Source organism: Enterococcus sp. DIV1375a (assembly GCF_051712205.1).
Taxonomy (GTDB): domain Bacteria; phylum Bacillota; class Bacilli; order Lactobacillales; family Enterococcaceae; genus Enterococcus; species Enterococcus faecalis.
Genome location: NZ_JBIOOM010000001.1, coordinates 1995805 through 2012652, shown reverse-complemented (window position 1 = coordinate 2012652; position 16848 = coordinate 1995805). Strand labels below are relative to the sequence as shown.

The 16848-nt window shown below is 39.5% G+C and carries 17 protein-coding genes; all 17 read left to right on the top strand.

Translation table 11 applies throughout. The features are described 5' to 3' along the window. Window positions 1–21 precede the first annotated feature (21 nt). The 17 genes from dpaL (at window position 22) to IGJ63_RS09690 (ending at window position 16821) form a co-directional block, all read left to right on the top strand. Window positions 22–1215 carry a diaminopropionate ammonia-lyase gene (gene dpaL / locus IGJ63_RS09770; protein WP_002356589.1) on the top strand — a complete coding sequence of 398 codons (1194 nt, stop codon included), beginning with the start codon at window positions 22–24 and terminating at the stop codon, window positions 1213–1215. Further along, entirely contained in the window at window positions 1206–2531 is a 1326-nt protein-coding gene (locus IGJ63_RS09765) for a YgeY family selenium metabolism-linked hydrolase (protein ID WP_438746398.1), read from the top strand. The genes dpaL and IGJ63_RS09765 overlap by 10 nt, the downstream gene beginning before the upstream one ends. A 38-nt stretch (window positions 2532–2569) precedes the next feature. After that, window positions 2570–3763, top strand: a complete 1194-nt coding sequence (gene ygeW, locus IGJ63_RS09760; protein ID WP_010707240.1) for a knotted carbamoyltransferase YgeW — start codon at window positions 2570–2572, stop codon at window positions 3761–3763. Window positions 3764–4003: 240 nt separating this feature from the next. After that, window positions 4004–4948 (top strand): carbamate kinase, encoded by a 945-nt coding sequence (gene arcC, locus IGJ63_RS09755; protein ID WP_002359647.1) that lies wholly within the window; start codon window positions 4004–4006, stop codon window positions 4946–4948. A gap of 14 nt (window positions 4949–4962) precedes the next feature. After that, window positions 4963–5343, top strand: a complete 381-nt coding sequence (locus IGJ63_RS09750; protein WP_002362244.1) for a RidA family protein — start codon at window positions 4963–4965, stop codon at window positions 5341–5343. Window positions 5344–5436: 93 nt separating this feature from the next. Then, window positions 5437–6756: a nucleobase:cation symporter-2 family protein gene (locus tag IGJ63_RS09745; RefSeq protein WP_002356594.1), complete on the top strand. Its 1320-nt coding sequence runs from the start codon at window positions 5437–5439 to the stop codon at window positions 6754–6756. Window positions 6757–6849: 93 nt separating this feature from the next. After that, a complete protein-coding gene (locus IGJ63_RS09740; RefSeq protein ID WP_002356595.1) occupies window positions 6850–7209 on the top strand; it encodes a winged helix-turn-helix domain-containing protein in 360 nt (119 codons plus the stop codon). Then, window positions 7206–8213 carry an XdhC family protein gene (locus IGJ63_RS09735; protein WP_002398004.1) on the top strand — a complete coding sequence of 336 codons (1008 nt, stop codon included), beginning with the start codon at window positions 7206–7208 and terminating at the stop codon, window positions 8211–8213. The genes IGJ63_RS09740 and IGJ63_RS09735 overlap by 4 nt, the downstream gene beginning before the upstream one ends. A 120-nt stretch (window positions 8214–8333) precedes the next feature. Next, complete coding sequence (gene xdh, locus IGJ63_RS09730) at window positions 8334–10907, top strand: selenium-dependent xanthine dehydrogenase (RefSeq protein WP_002356597.1); 2574 nt, start codon at window positions 8334–8336, stop codon at window positions 10905–10907. Window positions 10908–10920: 13 nt separating this feature from the next. After that, window positions 10921–11502, top strand: a complete 582-nt coding sequence (mocA, locus tag IGJ63_RS09725; protein WP_002356598.1) for a molybdenum cofactor cytidylyltransferase — start codon at window positions 10921–10923, stop codon at window positions 11500–11502. A gap of 13 nt (window positions 11503–11515) precedes the next feature. Beyond that, a complete protein-coding gene (gene sclA, locus IGJ63_RS09720) occupies window positions 11516–12664 on the top strand; it encodes a selenocysteine lyase SclA (protein WP_325817087.1) in 1149 nt (382 codons plus the stop codon). A gap of 15 nt (window positions 12665–12679) precedes the next feature. Next, window positions 12680–13702 (top strand): selenide, water dikinase SelD, encoded by a 1023-nt coding sequence (gene selD / locus IGJ63_RS09715; RefSeq protein WP_002362241.1) that lies wholly within the window; start codon window positions 12680–12682, stop codon window positions 13700–13702. A gap of 15 nt (window positions 13703–13717) precedes the next feature. After that, a complete protein-coding gene (yedF, locus tag IGJ63_RS09710) occupies window positions 13718–14305 on the top strand; it encodes a sulfurtransferase-like selenium metabolism protein YedF (RefSeq protein WP_002367122.1) in 588 nt (195 codons plus the stop codon). A gap of 20 nt (window positions 14306–14325) precedes the next feature. Next, on the top strand, window positions 14326–14583 hold the full coding sequence (locus IGJ63_RS09705) for a DUF3343 domain-containing protein (RefSeq protein WP_010823885.1): 258 nt from the start codon (window positions 14326–14328) through the stop codon (window positions 14581–14583). Beyond that, window positions 14571–15326 (top strand): selenium cofactor biosynthesis protein YqeC, encoded by a 756-nt coding sequence (gene yqeC, locus IGJ63_RS09700; protein ID WP_002384172.1) that lies wholly within the window; start codon window positions 14571–14573, stop codon window positions 15324–15326. The genes IGJ63_RS09705 and yqeC overlap by 13 nt, the downstream gene beginning before the upstream one ends. After that, entirely contained in the window at window positions 15290–16120 is an 831-nt protein-coding gene (yqeB, locus tag IGJ63_RS09695) for a selenium-dependent molybdenum cofactor biosynthesis protein YqeB (protein WP_164978396.1), read from the top strand. Before yqeC ends, yqeB begins: the two co-directional genes overlap by 37 nt. Window positions 16121–16356: 236 nt before the next feature. Beyond that, complete coding sequence (locus IGJ63_RS09690) at window positions 16357–16821, top strand: flavodoxin (RefSeq protein ID WP_002382673.1); 465 nt, start codon at window positions 16357–16359, stop codon at window positions 16819–16821. Window positions 16822–16848: the final 27 nt, after the last annotated feature.

The following is a 16848-nucleotide window of genomic DNA, read 5'->3' as shown; positions in this document are numbered from 1 at the left end:
ATAGAAGGAGGAGAAGTATTTTTGGAAAAAATTAAATGGACAGCAAATGAAATGCCGAAGACGGAGGATAAGTACTTACCACTGATGTCTAAAGAAAAAATTGAGAAAGCTTTGGCTTTTCACAAAAGTTTTCCACAGTATTCAGAAACACCATTAGCAGAATTGAATCATATGGCCGCGTATCTGGGGTTAAATGATTTCTTTGTTAAAGATGAATCTTATCGCTTTGGTTTAAATGCTTTTAAAGTCTTAGGTGGTTCGTTTGCCATGGCTAACTATATTGCCGAAAAATTAAAGAAAGATGTTTCGGAACTAACATATGATGAATTAACTTCTGATCAATTACGATCAGCTTTTGGACAAGCTACGTTTTTTACAGCAACTGATGGCAACCATGGACGAGGAGTCGCTTGGGCTGCGAATAAATTAGGTCAAAAATCAGTTGTACTCATGCCAAAGGGTTCAACACAGACGAGAAAAGAAAATATTGAAAAAGAAGGCGCAACCGTCACAATCGAAGAAGTTAATTACGATGAATGTGTGCGAATGGCTAATAAAATGGCCGAAGAAACTGAAAACGGTGTCATGGTTCAAGACACCGCTTGGGACGGATATGAAAAAATTCCAACTTGGATTATGCAAGGATATGGAACGATGGCGTTAGAAGCCTCTCAACAATTAAGAAAATTTGGCTCTGAACGACCTAGTCATGTTTTTGTTCAAGCTGGTGTCGGCAGTTTAGCTGGGGCGGTGATTGGTTATTTTGCTAATGCTTTTCCAGAAAACCCACCGATTATGGTCGTAGTTGAGGCACAGGCGGCTGACTGTTTATATCAATCAGCAATTAAAAAAGACGGAGAAATTCGCTTTGTCGATGGTGATTTACAGACAATTATGGCTGGCCTAGCATGTGGAGAACCTAATACGATTTCTTTTGATATTCTAAAAAATCATACATCCTTCTTTGTTTCAGCACCAGATTGGGTTTCTGAAAAAGGAATGCGTATGTTGGGCGCGCCATTAAAAGGGGATCCGCAAGTTGTATCAGGCGAATCTGGGGCAGTAGCAATGGGCTTAGTAGCTACAGTGATGCAAGATCCCGACTATCAAGAATTACGTGAGGCATTGCAACTGGATGAGACGTCAAACGTTTTAATGTTTTCTACCGAAGGGGACACTGATCCAGACAATTATAAAAAAATTTTATGGAGGTAAAAGGAATGGATTTTAATGCAGTAAATGCAGCAGCAGAAGGTTACAGAGAAGATATGGTCAAATTTTTAAGAGACCTTGTCAAAATTCCAGGAGAAAGTGCAGAAGAAGGCAACAAAATTGCGCGAGCAAAAGCCGAAATGGAAAAATTAGGTTTCGATAAAATTGACATTGATCCTCAAGGAAATTTACTTGGTTATATGGGGTCTGGTGAAAAATTAATTGCTTTTGATGGGCACATGGATACTGTCGGAATTGGTGAAATGAGTAACTGGAAATTTGATCCTTACGATGGTTATGAAACAGAAACTGAGATCGGTGGTCGCGGTACATCTGACCAAGAAGGCGGGATTGTTTCAGCTATTTATGGCGCTAAAATTATGAAAGATTTAGTTCTATTATCAGAAAAATACACTGCTTTGGTAACAGTTACTGTCCAAGAAGAAGACTGTGACGGTTTATGCTGGCAGTACATTATCAAAGAAGACGGTATCCGTCCAGAATTTGTTGTTTCAACAGAGCCAACAGATGGTGGGATTTATCGTGGTCAACGAGGCCGAATGGAAATTAAAGTTGATGTCAAAGGCGTTTCGTGTCATGGCTCAGCACCAGAACGTGGAGATAATGCCATTTACAAAATGGCGGATATCTTACAAGATGTTCGTGCCTTAAACAACAATGGAGATACAGAAAGCACAGCGATTCGTGGTTTAGTTCGTATGTTAGATCCTAAGTACAATCCAGAGTGGCAAGAAGCCCGTTTCTTAGGACGTGGTACGGTGACTGTTTCGCAAATCTTCCATTCTTCACCAAGTCGGTGTGCTGTTGCGGATGGCTGTACCGTTTCACTAGACCGTCGAATGACAGCTGGAGAAACTTGGGAAAGTTGTTTAGAAGAAATTCGTAATTTACCAGCTGTTAAAAAATATGGAGATGATGTGACGGTTTCAATGTACAACTATGATCGTCCTTCTTATACTGATTTAACTTATGAAATTGAATGTTATTTCCCAACGTGGGTAATTCCAGAAAATCATGATGTAACAAAAGCCTTGATGGAAACGCATAAAAATCTCTATGGAGAAACACGGAAAGGCTCTGTAGAAACAGTGGAAATGCGTGAAGAACGCCCATTGTTAGATAAGTGGACCTTCTCAACAAATGGCGTTTCAATTATGGGACGTAATGGCATTCCTTGTATTGGTTTCGGGCCAGGGGCGGAAGCACAAGCACATGCACCAAATGAAAAAACTTGGAAAGATGATTTGGTTCGTTGTGCAGCCGTTTATGCGGCATTACCAACGGTCTATTGTGGTTAAGTAAAGGATTATTAGACAAGAAAAAAGGAGCAGATGGAATGGAAACGTTTAAAGAATATATTGAGAAATTAGATAAATTAGAATTTGAAAAAATGTACGAAAATGACTTTTTCCTAACTTGGGAAAAAACAAGAGATGAATTAGAAGCTGTTTTCACAGTTGCCGATACATTACGCTATTTAAGAGAAAATAATATTTCAACTAAAATCTTTGATAGTGGCTTGGGGATTTCTTTATTCCGCGACAACTCTACAAGAACACGTTTTAGTTTCGCTTCAGCGTGTAATCTTTTGGGCTTAGAAGTTCAAGATTTAGACGAAGGAAAAAGTCAAATTTCTCACGGAGAAACTGTTCGTGAGACAGCAAACATGATTTCTTTTATGGCTGATATCATTGGTATTCGTGATGACATGTACATTGGTAAAGGCAATGCTTACATGCACGAAGTATCAGAATCTGTCCAAGAAGGATATAAAGATGGGGTATTAGAACAACGTCCAACGTTAGTGAATTTACAATGTGATATTGACCATCCGACGCAAGCAATGGCGGATGCGTTGCATTTAATTCATGAATTTGGTGGCATTGAAAACCTGAAAGGGAAAAAAGTTGCCATGACTTGGGCGTATTCACCATCTTATGGAAAACCATTATCTGTTCCTCAAGGAATTGTTGGTCTAATGACCCGCTTAGGAATGGATGTCGTCTTAGCACATCCAGAAGGTTATGAAATTATGCCAGAAGTAGAAGAAGTTGCGAAGAAAAATGCAGCAGAATTTGGTGGAAACTTTACTAAAACGAATAGTATGGCAGAAGCATTCAAAGATGCGGATGTTGTTTATCCGAAAAGCTGGGCACCTTTTGCGGCAATGGAAAAGCGAACTGAATTATATGGCAATGGTGACCAAGCAGGAATTGATCAATTAGAACAAGAATTACTTTCTCAAAATAAAAAGCACAAAGATTGGGAATGTACAGAAGAATTGATGAAAACAACAAAAGACGGCAAAGCTTTGTATATGCATTGTCTACCAGCTGATATTACTGGCGTTAGTTGTGAAGAAGGCGAAGTGGAAGCTTCTGTTTTCGATCGTTATCGGGTCGAACTTTACAAAGAAGCTAGCTACAAACCGTATGTTATTGCGGCTATGATTTTCTTAAGTAAAGTAAAAAATCCGCAAAAAACCTTAACAGACTTAGCGGATAAAGCGATACCAAGAGAAGTAAAATAATGAATTTGGCATGAAGACAGATGCTTTTTCTTTACACAATGAATCATTAGAAGTTGCCTCTTCAACATGAACAAATAAGACCTTCCCAAGTCTATTCATGAATGTGTGATTGTCTCGAGTCAAGAACGCTTAGTCATGTGCGTTGACTTCATGCAACGACAACAGACAGTTAATACGAAAACTCGTTGTGAAAAAGAAAAAGCATCGTCCTTTTTATAAAACAGAAAATGAGGTGAAGCAATGGGCAAACGCGTCGTAGTAGCTTTAGGTGGCAATGCTTTAGGAAATAATTTGACGGAGCAGATGACTGCCGTAAAACAGACCTCCAAAGCGATTGCAGATTTGATTGAAGCAGGATATGAAGTTATTTTATCTCATGGCAATGGTCCTCAAGTGGGGATGATTCAATTAGCTATGGAAGAATTTTCCTTTAATAATCCACAATATCCAGTTGTTCCGTTATCCATGTGCGTAGCCATGAGTCAAAGTTACATTGGCTATGATTTAGAGAATGCGCTACAAGAAGAGTTGCGTCAGCGAAATATAAGTAAAGCCGTCACCACCATAGTCACTCAAGTGGTCGTGGATGAAAATGATCCGGCGTTCAAAAAACCAACGAAACCAATTGGCCGCTTCATGACAAAAGAAGAAGCAGAACAATTAGTCAAAGAAAAAAATATACAAGTGATGGAAGATGCTGGCCGTGGTTACCGCCAAGTCGTCGCTTCCCCTAAACCCAAAAATATTGTCGAACTTCTCACGATTCAAACATTGGTTGACGCTGGCCAAACAGTCATTGCTGGCGGCGGTGGTGGCATCCCAGTCATTCAAGAAGGGAACCGACTGAAAGGGGTAAATGCAGTCATCGACAAAGATTTTTGTAGTGAACGACTAGCTGAACAAGTAGATGCTGATCTGCTCGTGATTTTAACAGCAGTTGAAAAAGTTTGTATTAATTTTGGTAAAGAAAATCAAGAAGCCTTAGGGAATATTTCAACAGAAAAAATGAAACAATATGCGCAAGAAGGTCAGTTTGCTCCAGGTTCAATGTTACCAAAAGTTGAAGCAGCGATTAAGTTTGCTGAATCTAAGCCAGGTCGAAAAACATTGATTACGTTATTAGAAAAAGCCAAAGAAGGATTATCTGGAAAAACAGGGACTTTAATTGAAAATAAAGAATCATAGAATGGAGGAAAACGATGACAAACAAAATGATTAATTCTGCACAGGCACCAGCTGCTGTAGGTCCTTATTCACATTCTGTCTTAGCGGGAAATACGTTGTACATTTCTGGACAACTAGGATTAGATCCGCAATCGGGCGAAATGAAGACTACAGTGGAAGAACAAGCAAAACAAGCTTTTATCAATTTAGGTTCGATTTTAAAAGAGGTCGAGATGACCTATGATAATGTTGTGAAAACAACGGTGTTTTTACAACATATGTCTGATTTTAGCAAAATTAACGAAATCTATGGGAATTACTTTTCAGAAGTTTTGCCTGCACGTTCTTGTGTAGAAGTAGCCAAGTTGCCAAAAGATGGTTTATTTGAAATTGAAGCAGTTGCTGTCAAAGGATAATTTTTAAGATGTTTCTGAGGGAAAAAGGATTGCATTCTTTATTGATTAAGGGGAACAATCCTTTTAGAATAAAAAGAAGAAGGAAACGATCCTATGAATGAAAAAAAAGAGCAAGCATTATTTGAATATGATGCGAAACTATCAATTTCTGAAGCAATTCCGATGGGATTGCAACACGTTGTCGCAGCAGTAGTAGGGATTGTCACACCGGGAATCATGATTGCCAAAGTTTGCCAATTAAGTCCTAGTGATACGACTATTTTGATTCAAACATCATTGATTTTTTCAGCAGTTGCAACGTTAATTCAACTTTTCCCTATTTTTGGAAAAGTGGGTTCACGGTTACCAGTTATGATGGGGGCAAGTTTTGCGTATGTACCGATTTTGATGGCCATCGGAGCTGATTTTGGGATTGCAGCAATTTTTGGTTCCCAATTAGTTGGCAGTATTCTTGTTATTATTGTTGGTTTGTTCATTAAAAAAATCCGTGTGTTGTTTCCGCCTTTAGTAACAGGAACGGTTATTTTAAGCATTGGACTATCCTTGTTTCCAGTTGCGATTAAGTATATGGCAGGAGGAGCTGGTAGTGCTGATTTTGGTTCAGCCCGGAATTGGTTAGTTGCATTATTAACCTTTGCGATTGTCTTTTACTTCAATTATTTTGCAAAAGGATTTTTGAAGTTATCAGCAATTTTAAACGGAATGGTTATTGGCTATTTGATTTCTTTAGCTTTAGGGATGGTTAGTTTTGAGCCAGTTCAAAATGCTAAAATCGTTCAGGTAATTACCCCGTTTCACTTTGGACTGGATTTTCAATTGGTACCAATCTTTACGCTTGTGGTGATGTTTATTGTTGATGCTGTTCAAGCCATCGGCCAATTTACAGCAACAACGGTTGGGGCAATGGATCGGGATGCAACGGATGAAGAATTATCTGGCGGAATTATGGGGAGTGGTTTCACTAACTTTATTGGCAGTTTATTTGGATCAATCCCAGTGGCAACTTTTGGACAAAATGTTGGTCTGGTTACGGTAACAAAAGTGATTAATAAGTATGTTCTGGTTTTCGCTTCAGTTATATTATTAATTGCTGGTTTTGTTCCGAAAGTAGCTGCGTTATTAACTACGATTCCTTACGCGGTAATTGGTGGCGCAACGATTTCAGTTTTTGCTTCTATTTCTATGACAGGTATTCGGATGATTGCTTCGCAGGAAATGACTCCTCGAAATACTGGGGTTGTCGGAACAGCTCTAGCATTTGGAATTGGTGTCACATTGTCTACTGGAAGCTTAGCTGGTTTTCCAACTTGGGTAACAACGATTTTCGGTAATTCGGAAGTTATCTTAACCACTTTGGTAGCAGTCCTTTTAAATGTCATTTTAAAACCAAAAAAGCGTGTAGCACTTGAGTGAAGATTGCTTTTTTTGATACGAAAGTGAGTAAGCTTTCGTATCCTTTTTCCCTTACGTTATCTATAAAAAAATGAACGAATAAAGGAGGAGAAGATGTTTACGTATTCCCTAAACTTAAAATTAAAAACAGATCGGAACTTTTTTGGTCCTGGCGTTGTCGAAGTTTTACAAAAAATTCAGCAAACTGGGTCACTAAACTTAGCGGCAAAAGAGATGAAAATGTCTTATAATAAGGCATGGCGGATTGTGCGGGTAGCTGAAGAAGAGCTATCTTTTCCATTAATTATCAAAAGCGTTGGCGGTTGTAATGGTGGCGGGTCAATTGTTACGGATCAAGGAAAAGAGTTGATTGATCAATATCTTTTATTTGAGAAAAAAGTGTATCAACAGGTAGAGGCATGCTTTGAAGAAATATTTAAAGAACAGGATGTAGTATCGGAGGAACTGAAATGAGAGAAGTATTTCAGCGTTTGAAACAGGCAATATTGGAAAAGCAAGACACGATGTTATTAACGATTGGTACAAGTTCAGGATCTACACCACGAAGTCAAGGGGCTAGAATGCTGGTTTCCGCCGAAGGTAGAATAGCCGGAACTGTTGGTGGTGGCGCGGTTGAATTTCAGGCTGAACAAGTGGCAAAAAAGCTACTTATTGAGAAAGAAAATGCACAACGTCAATTTATTTTAGCACCGAATAATATTGCTGATTTAGGCATGGTCTGTGGCGGAAATGTCACGATTTTTTTCCATTATCTTTCATGGGAAACGCCATTTTTAAAAGAGTTGTGTGAGTCCATAGAAACGCATTTTCAAAATAATCAACAAGGTTGGTTAATGACTGAACTAGATCAAAACAATTTAGGAAAAGTATCCTTTTATAGTGAAACAGGCGAATTGATTGGTTCCACTTCTTGGGAGGGGGAATTAAGTTTGCTACCTAAAGGTATCCATTGTGAGCAAAAAGAGGACATAATTTTTTTAACAGAAGCGATCCTCCAAGTAGGGAAAGTGTATATTTTTGGAAGTGGTCATGTCGCACGCGCATTGGTACCTATTTTAAACTATTTATCGTTTTATTGCGTTGTAGTGGACGATCGTCCAGAATTTTTGACGGCACAAGCTTTTCCACAAGCTGAAGAACTACGGGTGATTCCTTTAGAAAATTTAGCTGCGTTTATTGAAATAACGGCGGACGATTATGGTATAGTGATTACCAGAGGACACAATTTTGATTTCATCGTTGCCAAACAGTTATTGGAAACACCAGCCAAATATATTGGTGTGATGGGGAGCAAACACAAAATTGCTTCACAAGTTCGACGGTTAAAAGAGGTCGGTTATACAATGACTGAAATTGAAAGAATTTTCATGCCAATTGGCTTAGACATTGCAGCCGAAACACCAGAAGAGTTAGCGATTAGCATCGCGGGAGAATTAATTCAACAGCGCTATCAATAATGCGAACCTTTAAATTAAATAAAAAACTTTTTTTGCTAAAAAATAATTTTTAGAACGGAGATTTGTGGTATAATCTAGGTGATTGAACACTAAACTATATCAGAAATCGAGGTGCAAGAAATGTATTCAATTATTGTAAATGGTCAAAGTGAAACCTGTGAAACAAACAAAAAATTAATGGACTTTTTGCGGGAGGATCTGGGCCTAACTGGAACAAAAGATGGCTGTAACCAAGGCTCTTGCGGTGCATGTACGGTGTTAGTAAATGGAAAGGCTTCCAAAGCATGTTTGTTTACTCTAGAAAAATTAGCTGGTAAAGAAGTCACGACAATCGAAGGTTTAAGCCAACGGCAAAAAGATGTCTATGCCTATGCGTTTGCAAAAACGGGTGCAGTTCAGTGCGGGTATTGCATCCCTGGGATGGTTATTTCGGCACAAGGATTATTGAACAAGAAACCCGAACCCACAAAAGAAGACATTCAGAAAGCTATACGAGGAAACATTTGTCGTTGTACAGGATATGTGAAAATAATAGAAGCCATTCAGTTAGCTGCTAAAATGTTTTGTGAAGAAGCGAGCATTCCAGAAGAACATTCAAATGGTAAATTAGGGGAAGACTTCCAACGGGTCGATGCAGTGGAGAAAACCTTAGGAACAGGGATTTATGTAGATGACATTGACATAGAAGGAATGCTTCATGCATCTGCTTTGCGGAGTGCCTATCCTCGCGCAAAAGTTCTATCAATCGATAGTACCCAAGCATTGGCGCATCCTGACTGTGTGGCTGTGTTCACAGCTAAAGACGTTCCAGGAAATAATAAAATTGGTCATTTAGAATTTATTTCCGATTGGGATGTAATGATTCCAGAAGGAGAAATAACACGGTATGTTGGGGATGCAGTAGCACTCGTTGTTTCAAAAAGAAAAGAAACCTTACCAGAGATAAAAAATTTAGTGGAAGTTGATTACGAAGAAATGATACCGCTTACTTCTTGTGAAGCTGCTTTAGCAGAAGGTGCACCAGCTATTCATGAAAAGGGCAATATCTTGTCTCATGAACACTTGGTACGTGGCAATGCAGAGGAAGTGTTAGAAAATTCTGCGTTTGTAGTGACAGAACATTATTCCGTACCAATTAATGAACATGCCTTTATGGAGCCCGAATGTGCGATTGCACAACCTGAAGGTGAGGGCATTTTACTCTTTAGTGCGGGTCAAAGTATCTATGATGAACAACGGGAAGTGGCTCGGATGCTAGGGCTAGACAAGGAAAAAATTCATGTTCAATCAAAACTTGTTGGTGGTGGTTTTGGTGGAAAAGAAGACATGAGTGTTCAGCATCATGCATCCTTAGCCGCTTGGTTATTGAAGAAACCAGTAAAAGTACTGCTAAGCCGTGAAGAAAGTTTGATGGTTCATCCCAAACGCCATGGCATGGAAATGGACTTTACGACCGGCTGTGATGAAGAAGGCAATTTAACTGCAATGAAAGCAGTGATTTATGCGGATACTGGGGCCTATGCTTCTTTAGGAGGACCGGTATTGCAACGGGCTTGTACACATGCGGCAGGTCCCTACAAGTATCAAACGATTGATGTGGAAGGGTTTGCTGTATATACTAATAATCCGCCAGCAGGTGCATTTCGTGGATTTGGTGTTTGCCAAACGGCTTTTGCAATTGAAAGTAATTTAAACTTGTTAGCAGAAAAAGTCGGACTATCACCATGGGAAATACGCTTTAAAAATGCCGTCGCCCCAGGAGATACTTTACCGAATGGACAATTGGTCTCGAAAAATGCGGCGTTAAAAGAAGCCTTGTTAGCAGTTAAAGACGTCTATGAACAAGCGGAAGTTGCTGGAATTTCTAGTTTCTTTAAAAACAGTGGCGTGGGTGTGGGGCTACCTGATACAGGGCGTTGTATTATTTCTGTTGAAGAAGGAAAAATACATGTCCGCACAAGTGCTGCTTGTATCGGTCAAGGGATGGCAACCGTTACGACGCAAATTGCCTGTGAAACATTAAATTTACCACCAGAAATGATTGTTGCGGAAGCACCTGATACGAGAAGAACGCCGAATTCAGGAACAACAACGGCTTCGAGGCAGTCACTCTTCACAGGAGAAGCAACTAGAAGAGCGGCAATGCAATTACGGTATGAACTTGATATGGGACGTGCTTTAAGCGATTTGGAAGGCGAAGAATTTTATGGGGAATATTCAGCGAAAACGGATCCGTTAATTAATGATAAAAAAAGTCCAGTTAGTCATGCTGGTTATGGTTATGCTGCTGAAGTAGCTATTCTAGATGACAAAGGAAAAGTAGCTAAATTTGTGGCTGCGTATGATATGGGGCAAGTGGTGAATCCACGAGCTGCTGAAGGTCAAATTGAAGGTGGGATTGCGATGGGCATGGGGTATGCTTTAACTGAAAAATTTGCCTTAGAAGAAGGCTATGTTAAAGCAAAATATGCAACGCTAGGATTAGTGAACGCCACTCAAGTACCACCAATCGAAACAATTTTGGTTCATGCTGACAATCTTCACGAAGGTTTAGCTTATGGAATTAAAGGCGTAGGTGAGTTAGCAACGATCCCTACCGCACCAGCTTTAGCAGGCGCATATTTTGCCTTGGATGGTCAGCTCCGACCAAGTCTGCCTTTAGAAAATACCCCTTATCAAAAGAAAAAAAGATAAAAGGAGACAACTCATGTCACTCGTTAGTGTCATTATTCTAGCATCGGGCAATTCACAACGGATGGGCCAAAATAAATTGTTCTTAAAATATCAAGGAAAAACATTTTTGGAGCACACGTTAACCTTAGTGAATCAATTAGACGTATTAGAACGGATTTTAGTTGTTTCGCCTGAGAATCAGCCAGCGTTTCCTTTACCTAAGAACATTCAGTTGATTCTCAATCATCAATGGCAAGAAGGGCAAAGTAGCAGTATTCGTTTAGGAACTGAACAAGCTCGGGGAGCTGGCTATTTATACTTACCTAGTGATCAACCATTGTTAACACCTAAAATGCTACAACCCGTGTTAGATAAATGTCAGAGAAATAAAATTGTAGTGCCATTACAAAAAGATGGTTGTCCTAGTAGTCCAGTATTATTCGGTAATCAATTTCGACAAGAACTATTAACATTGACTGGTGAAAAAGGCGGACGCATGATTTATGAACGCTTTCCAGAAGCAGTTCAGATGTTGAGAATAGCGACTCCTGGCCGTTTAAAAGATATCGATACGCCAGAAGAGTACAGAAAATTAATTCAAGAAACCAATAGTTAGAGAGGAAAAACGTATGAAGGACTTGGTTTATTTAAATTATGCAGCGACTTCCTATAAAAAATTTCCAGCAACCATTGAGGCTTTGACTGCCTATTTAGCAGAAAATCAGTTCATGAATTACGGAAGAAATGCCCCTTTGCTTAGAGAGGGGCTTCCTCTTTTAGAGACACGTCAATTGTTAGCAGACTTTTTTCAGGCACCCAGTGCGGCTCAGATTACGTTTACGAATAACGCAACAACTTCCTTAAATCTTGCATTAGCAGGTCTTTTACAACCTGGCGACCATGTAATTACGACTATGTTAGAACATCATGCAGTAGCCAGACCGCTTCACTTACTTGAGAAAGAACGAGGTATTTCAGTGACATATGTTGCTTGTCAAAAAACTGGCCTGTTAGATGTAGAAGATATTCAGCGAGCTTGGCGAACGAATACAAAAGCCTTGGTGATGACACACGCATCCAATGTCTTAGGCACCATTTTACCCATTGAAAAATGTTTTCAATGGGCCCAACAGAAAGGATTATTAACCGTTTTGGATGCGGCTCAAACGGCGGGCTTTCTACCAATAAAAATGACCCAGATGGCCATTGATGTGTTAGCCTTTACTGGACATAAAAGCTTATATGGATTAGCAGGTATTGGTGGGTTAGCTTTTAGTGAGCGAGGGGCTGAAGCGGTCAAACCACTGATGGCGGGCGGCACTGGTAGCCATTCTAATTCCTTTGATCAACCCTCTTTTTTACCAGATAAATTTGAAGCTGGTACGTTAAACAGTTTAGGTATTCTAAGCTTAAATAGTTCTATTAAAGAGTTGAATAAAATTGGTTTAGCAGCGATTCAAAAGCACGAACGAACCTTAATGCAGAATTTTTTAAATGGTTTATCAGGGTTACCTGTCACAATTTTAGGAACCAAGGACGTGGCACAAACTGTCCCTGTTGTTTCTATCACACTGTGGAATCAGGAAGAAACAGTGGTGGCACAGCAACTAGCAGAACAATATGGCATTATGACGCGCGCAGGTTTGCATTGTGCACCATTAGCCCATGAAACAGCTGGGACTTTAGCAACTGGCACCTTACGTTTTAGCTTTGGTTGGCAGACAACGCCTGAAGAAATTACTTGGACAATTCACGCTTTACAAGAACTACTAATTTGAGAAGGAGCGGACAGCATGGATTTTTTATCACAATGTACATCAGGTGGCTGCGGGGCAAAAATTGAATCCCGTGTACTGAATCAATTGTTGCAACACTTACCCGAAACACCGGCAAATGAGCGGCTACTCGTCGGATTTGAACATGCCGACGACGCCGCGGTTTACCAAATAACGCCTGAAAAAGCTTTGATTTCAACGGTTGATTTTTTTTCACCAATGGTCAATGATCCGTTATCATTTGGAAAAATTGCGGTCGCTAATGCTTTAAGTGATGTCTATGCCATGGGCGGTACAGTCCTTTATGCGCTAAATCTTGTTTGTTTTCCACAAAAGATGTCAAAAGAATGGTTGGAACAAATGCTCTTGGGTGGCAGTTTAAAATTAAAGGAAGCGGGTGCTTTACTGGCGGGAGGCCATTCGATTTATGACCATGAACCTAAGTATGGCTTAGCGGTAACTGGAGAAGTTCATCCAGAAAATTTGTGGCATAATAATACGCCACAGGTGGGGGATGTCTTGATTTTAACTAAAGCATTAGGTGTAGGAATTATTCAAGCGGCTGTTCGGGGGCAATTGGCGAAGCAGACGGAACAAAAAATCGCACAAGATTCGATGGAACGTTTAAATAAATATGCCGCTGCGAATGCTCGATCCTACGCAGTACATGCTTGTACTGACGTGACTGGGTTTGGTCTATTAATTCATGCGAAAGAAATGGCTGATAATCAGGTAACATTACTGATTGATACAGAAGCATTACCAACCATTACAGGAGCGTTGGCCTACGCCGCAGAATGTTTAGTCACTGCAGCTGGGCAAAGAAACCGACAAACAATCGGAACGACAATCGATTATTCAAAAATTTCTATGGAAATGCAAGAACTTTTGTTTGATCCACAAACATCTGGCGGACTGTTAATTAGTGTCGCTGCTGATGAAGCGGCAGCCTGTTTAGCAGCTATTCAAAAAGAGGACCCTGTTGCCAAAATTATTGGCGAGGTTCTGCCAAAAGAACAACAAGCAGTAGTACTTTTATAGAGAGAAGGGCCAAATATGAAATTAGTAGATGCATTGGGGAAACCTTGCCCAATACCTGTGATTGAAACAAAAAAAGCTTTGGCGGAGTTAGGTTTAGCTGGAGGCACTATCGAGGTTTTAGTCGATAACGAAGTAGCTGTTGAAAATTTGAAAAAATTAGCTGCTAAAAAACAGGCCACTTTGACTGCGAAGCAGATAGAAGCCACGGTTTTCTCTGTCAAAATTACGGTACCTGAAGAAGCGACTCAACAAACAAGTCAGTCAGCAACAGATTTAGTAATTACGATTGGCTCCGATCAATTAGGTACTGGAGACGAGCAGCTAGGACGACTATTAATGAAAAGTTATCTTCAATCTTTATCAGAAGCAGAAACTGTTCCTACACAGCTATTATTCTTTAATCGAGGGGCGTTTTTAACGAATCAAGCAGCGAACACCTTAGCTGATTTGCAACAATTAGCGGAGAAGGGAACCACGATTCAAACGTGTGGGGCCTGTTTAGATTTTTATCATTTAACAGACACCTTAGCTATCGGCTCTATTACTAATATGTACGAAATTGTTGAAACAATGAATCAAGCGGCTAAAGTAATTACGCTTTAACAAAAAAAGAAGGTGAAAAGATGGAGTATTTGCTAACCTTTCCGAATACACATTATGCTATTCAGGCGGAACAAGTACTGTTGGCAAGAAAGGTGGCTGTTCGCGCCTTTACTTTGCCACCATCATTGACGGATGGTTGTGGGATCGGTTTACTCATTAATGAAGCGGAAATAACTCACAGTGTATGTTTTTTAGAAGAAGCAAAAGTACGCGTAGCCTCTATTTTTTCTGTGAAAAATGACCTTGGGGAAAGGAGGTACCAACTGTGGAGTCCTTAAAAAAGTGTTTTGATTTACAAGGAAAGGAGATTGTGTCGATTGTTGGTAGTGGTGGGAAAACAAGCTTAATGTGGGCGCTAGCAAAAACATATCGAAAGGAAGCTGTTCTGGTTAGTACAACTACAAAAATTGGGTTTCCCCAACGTCAATTGTATGATTATTTTTATACAAACCATTTTGAAAAAATAACGCCGAATATCTGCGGAATCACTTTAGCAGGAACCGCTATCAACAACCAAACAAAACTAACGATGCCTGCAATGACCTCGTTTCAAACATTGTTTCAGCACTTCACGAAAGTTTTTTTAGAAGCGGATGGGTCCAAACAACGACCTTTGAAAGGCTGGTCCTCTTATGAACCCGTGATATTAAAAGAAACAACCACCACAATTGGTGTGCTTCCGATTTCTGTGATTGGTCAAAAGATAGATGAAACGACCATTCATCGGTTGCCGCTTTTTTTGGAATTAACCGATGCGCAACTACAAGAACCAATCACAGAAACATTGTTAGCTCAACTGATTGCTCATCCAAAAGGATTGTTTAAAGAGAGCCAAGGCCAACGAATTTTGTGTTTAAATCAAACCCATACGCGAAGAGAATTTGTTCAAGCAATGAATGTCTGTCTTCAATTACCCAAAAGCTGTTTTGAAAAATTAGACAAGATTATTGCTTGCAATATGGAATTAGAGAAAGGACTTATTTTATGGGAGAAATCAGTCAAAACATCCAAGAAAAATTAGTGATTGTTCGCGGAGGGGGTGATCTAGCGACAGGCGTTATCCAAAAATTATGGCACGTTGGCTTTAAAATACTAGTATTAGAAACAGAATGTCCTCTGGCCATTCGGCGGACTGTTTCAGTTTGTGATGCTATTTTCCAGAAAGAACAAAGAGTGGAAGATTTGGTTGCTGTTCGAATTACTTCATTAAAGGATTGCGCGAAATGTTGGCAGCAAAATAAGCTGCCTGTTTTTGTCGATCAAACAGCAAGTGCTATTCAACAATTGAAACCACTGATTGTTATCGATGCGATTTTGGCTAAGAAAAATTTAGGTACGCATCGAGGAATGGCACCGATTACGATTGCTTTAGGACCAGGCTTTTCAGCACCGCAAGATGTCGATGTTGTGATTGAGACAATGCGTGGACATGGGCTGGGGCGTTTATACTTTGAAGGAACAGCTTTACCTAATACAGGTATTCCAGGTGAAATTGGCGGAAAAAGTGCGGAACGAGTTGTCCATGCCCCTGCTTCAGGACAAGTTACCCACCTTAAAAACATAGGGGATTTTGTGTTGAAAGGGGAAGCATTATTTTTTATCGATCAGGTTCCAGTTTATTCGCCTCTGACAGGGACTTTAAGAGGATTGATCTCAGAAAAGGTAATATGTTGTCAAGGGTTGAAGTGTGCAGATGTAGATCCTCGACCAGTTGAGAAAGTCGATTGCTTGACGATCTCCGACAAAGCTCGTGCATTAGGGGGAGCGGTTTTAGAAGCAATTTTTATGATTGGAAGAAGGAAAAACGTTTTATAAAAAAGAACCTAAATAATATTTTTTTTACCTTAAAAATATTGTTAAAAAGGTTTGGAATGTGGTATAGTAAAGACGTAGTAAAAAATACTCTATCTCGAAAGGGGAAGAGTACATACTTATTTAGATTAGTTTGTGAATAAAATCATTTGTAAAAGTTATTTTTTTAGGAATTAATGTAAGGGGTTACAATTGCATTTGAATGCATTGAAATATTTAGGAAAAAAGAAAGGAAATGAATGAAGATGGCACTAGTAAAAATTGTTTATGCAAGTATGACTGGAAACACAGAAGAAATTTCCGAGATTTTGGAAGAACAGTTTCAAGAAGCTGGAGTTGAAGTAGAACGTGAAGAATGTTCAGAAGTTGATGTAGACTTCTTTGATGATGCAGATGCTTGTATTATCGCAACGTATACTTATGGTGATGGGGAACTGCCTTTTGAATTTGAAGATTTCTTTGATGAATTAACTGAAAAGGATTTAGCAGGTAAGCCATTTGGCGTTGTTGGTTCCGGTGATCGTGAATATGGTGAATTTTTCTGTAAATCAGCGCATGATTTTGTAGGAGCTTTTGAAAAAGCTGGTGCTAAAAAAGTAGCTGAAACAGTTGAAATTGAAAACAATGCAGAAGAAGAAGACATCGAAATGCTAAAAACATTTGTTAAAAGTGTTGCCACAACTTTATCTGATAGCGTTGCCTAAAGGTTTAAGAAAGTAGGAGTCAGAATG